A 3,201-nucleotide genomic window follows, 5' to 3' on the forward strand; every position below is an offset into this window, starting at 1 on the left:
GACCGACAAGCGCTTTTAAGCGCAGCTGGTAAGCAGAGGCCTTATAAGGCCGTAAATATAAAACCCCCGGCTATGCCGGGGGATATTTATTTTATAGGCCTGTCTTATGCGCCGACGACCGTGTTGAGGTCCTTGACGAGCTGGTCGACATCGATGCCGTGTGCCATCGCGCCCTGCTCGATGTTCTCAAAGTGTGCAGCAGCGCAGCCAAGGCAGCCCATGCCAGCGTTGACGAATACGTCAACCGTGTCCGGGTACTTCTGGACGACTTCAAGGATGCTCATGTCTTTCGTGATTGCCATAATGAAAATTCCTCCTGTGGAACAATATAAAATCGCTGTGATTTACGTCACATATACGTGGATGGGGTATATTACCGCCAAGAGGATTATACCACATTTTCGAGAAATGCACTAGATAGCCAAAAACTTTTCCACTTTTTTCCAGAATCTGTGGTATGATAGATGCGAGTAACACGGACAGAAGCAGGAGGAAGATTTGATGAAGCGTTCATGGCGTTTGCTGGGACTGGTGTTGGTGGCAGTCGTCTGCCTCGCGGCGGTGGTTCTCTTGCGGCCGACGGTCGGCCACGAGGCTGAGATGGCAGGGAGCATAGATGACACGCAGGCGACGAGCACGGCACAGGAGACGGACACGGGCGAGGATGGCCCGCAGATCCTCGTGCTCAACTACCACAAGGTCAGCGATGAATTCCTGTCGCTTGCCGTCGCACCGGCCGACTTCGACTGGCAGATGCGCTACCTCAAGGAGCACGGCTATCACGCGATCACGCCCGACGAGCTCTACGACGCGCTCGAGGGCACGGGCCAGCTGCCCGACAATCCCGTCCTGATCACCTTCGACGACGGCTACCAGGACAACTACGACAACGCCTACCCGATCCTCAGGAAGTACGGCCTCAAGGGCACGGTCTTTGTCGTCACGAGCTTCCTCGGCACGCGCAAAGGCTACCTGACCTGGGACGAGTGCCGCGAGATGGAGAAGAACGGCATGACCGTCGCTTCGCACACCGTCGACCACAAGTCGATGACCGACCTGACGAACGACCAGCTGCGCGCCGAACTCGTCGAGTCGAAGAAGAAGGCCGAAGCCGAGCTCGGCCATGAGGTCAAGTACATGGCCTACCCGACGGGTGCCTACAACCTCCACATCGCCCAGCTCGTGCGCGAGGCCGGCTACAAGGCCGCCTTTACCATCAAGTACGGCGGCGTCAGCCGCAAGAGCAACATCTACGCCCTCGAGCGCGTGCCTATCTTCCACACAGAGAAGACGAACCGCGACTTCATCGAGCGTATCCATTACACTCCGCAGTTCGAGAGTTTCGGCTGGACGAAGCACTGAGCACACAGGTGTTTGCACAAAAAGTACATAAATAAGAAATGTTTTCCAGAAACAGGATGTTTTTCTTTTATAAATCGGTAAATTTAACCCGATGCTAAAGAAAAGCATCCTGTTTTTTATACAATAGAATGTGAGGTAAATCACTGAGCAAGACGTCATGCCTCTGGCGTAACGAATAAAGGGGAAAGGAATCATGAAGAACACACATAAACACAGAAAAACAATGACCTGGCAGTCGAAATCTGCCGCCATTGCCATCGCTATCATGGCCATGTCGCTGCACAGCAGCGTGCAGGCCATGCCGGAGCAGGGCAAGGTCGTCGCCGGGCAGGGTGAGATTGCACGTCCTGATGAAAAGACGATGGTCATCAACCAGAAGACAGACCGCCTCGCTCTCGACTGGCAGAAATTCAACATCGCCAAGGACGAAAAGGTCCACTTCGACCAGAACAGCAAGAGCGCTATCGCCCTCAACCGCGTCGTAGGAGACGGCCGGTCCATCATCGACGGCTCGCTCTCGGCTAAAGGTCATGTCTTCGTCATCAACCCGAACGGCGTGCTCTTCGGCAAGAACAGCAGCGTCGACGTCGGCGGCCTCGTCGCCTCGACGGCCAACGTGACCGATGACGACATGCGTAACTTCGCGCAGGGCAAGGGCGACCTCGGCCTGCAGATTGCAGCTGGCAGGGAGGCCAGCGTGATCAACGCCGGCACCATCAAAGCCGAGGGCGGCCTTGTCGCCCTGCACGCGACAAATGTCGAGAACACGGGGTCATCGCGAATGAGGGCGGCCAGACTGTCCTCGCCGCAGCAAAGAACCTCAGCCTCGCAGCCGACACGGCGGGCAAGCTCAACTTCACGGTAAACGGCAGCCTCGCGAACGCCAAGGCCCTCAACAGCGGCACGCTCCAGAATGACGGCGGCTACCTCGTCATGACGGCCAAGAGCGCCGGCGACCTCATGAGCACTGTCGTCAACAACACGGGCGTCATCGAGGCCAAGACCCTGCACGCGAACGACAAGGGCGAGATCCTGCTCGACGGCGGCGAAAGCGGCCAGGTCGAAGTCAGCGGCACCCTCGACGCCTCCGGCAAAGAAGCAGGCCAGAGCGCAGGCAGCATCAAAGTCATCGGCCAGAAAACTGTCGTCAATGATGGAACCAATCTCTTGGCCCGCGGCGCCATCGACGGCGGCAAGATCGAAACCTCCGGCGATGTGCTGAACCTCGGCAACAATCTCAATATCGATGCCAAGGGCGAACGCGGCAAGGCAGGCGAGTGGCTGCTCGACCCGCTTAACGTGTACATTGCGGACAATGACCCGACTACAGCGTATGATGCAGCAAAGATTGATATAAAAAAATATGAGTCGGATAACAGTCTGTCTAGCAATACTTCTATTAACTATCACGATCCCACTAGTAAGGAAACGGCCGATGCATCTGCTGTAAGTTCGGCAATTACTTGGATTAAGACAAAAACCATTACAGACTTACTGAACAAAGGAACGGATGTTACCATCCAGGCTATAGCGACTAATGGTGTGGCCAATATCACGGTCAATTCTCCCATTAAAAAGGAAGCAGGAACAGATGCGACCTTTACGCTGGATGCTATGCGCAATATCACTATCAATAAAGCCATTACCTCGACTAGTGGAAAGCTGAACGTATTGTTGAATTCAGATACCGATGGCAACAAGATTGGTGCTGTTATTATCAATGCTGATATTGATACAAATGGCGGGGTAGTGTCAAGATTCTTTCGCAAATTCATTTCATCCGCCAGTAAATATCGGCATCAGATGTATGGATTTTCCTCGTCAGCTGGCTGCTCAATT

General features: G+C 54.5%; 3 protein-coding genes and 1 pseudogene. 3 read left to right on the plus strand and 1 reads right to left on the minus strand.

Annotated features, from left to right (window positions below; genetic code table 11):
• Nucleotides 1-104: 104 nt before the first annotated feature.
• Nucleotides 105-302: a DUF1858 domain-containing protein gene (locus tag T518_RS11080; RefSeq protein WP_036378940.1), complete on the minus strand. Its 198-nt coding sequence runs from the start codon at nt 300-302 to the stop codon at nt 105-107.
• A 199-nt stretch (nt 303-501) separates the two neighbouring features.
• On the opposite strand from T518_RS11080, the gene T518_RS11085 reads away from it, so the two are divergent.
• From T518_RS11085 to T518_RS11095, 3 genes and pseudogenes are all read left to right on the plus strand, one after another.
• Nucleotides 502-1,362, plus strand: a complete 861-nt coding sequence (locus tag T518_RS11085) for a polysaccharide deacetylase family protein (protein WP_036378942.1) — start codon at nt 502-504, stop codon at nt 1,360-1,362.
• A 223-nt stretch (nt 1,363-1,585) separates the two neighbouring features.
• On the plus strand, nt 1,586-2,227 hold the full coding sequence (locus T518_RS11090) for a two-partner secretion domain-containing protein (RefSeq protein WP_036378944.1): 642 nt from the start codon (nt 1,586-1,588) through the stop codon (nt 2,225-2,227).
• 68 nt (nt 2,228-2,295) lie between these two features.
• A pseudogene (locus T518_RS11095) lies at nt 2,296-3,201 on the plus strand (hypothetical protein); the annotation flags it as partial.

The organism is Mitsuokella jalaludinii DSM 13811, from assembly GCF_000702905.1.
Classification (GTDB): Bacteria; Bacillota; Negativicutes; order Selenomonadales; family Selenomonadaceae; genus Mitsuokella; species Mitsuokella jalaludinii.

Bases quoted from the DNA above. Each gene is read 5' to 3' on its own strand.
- T518_RS11080 (WP_036378940.1), bottom strand. From the start codon at position 302: ATGGCAATCACGAAAGACATGAGCATCCTTGAAGTCGTCCAGAAGTAC.
- T518_RS11085 (WP_036378942.1), top strand. From the start codon at position 502: ATGAAGCGTTCATGGCGTTTGCTGGGACTGGTGTTGGTGGCAGTCGTC.
- T518_RS11090 (WP_036378944.1), top strand. From the start codon at position 1,586: ATGACCTGGCAGTCGAAATCTGCCGCCATTGCCATCGCTATCATGGCC.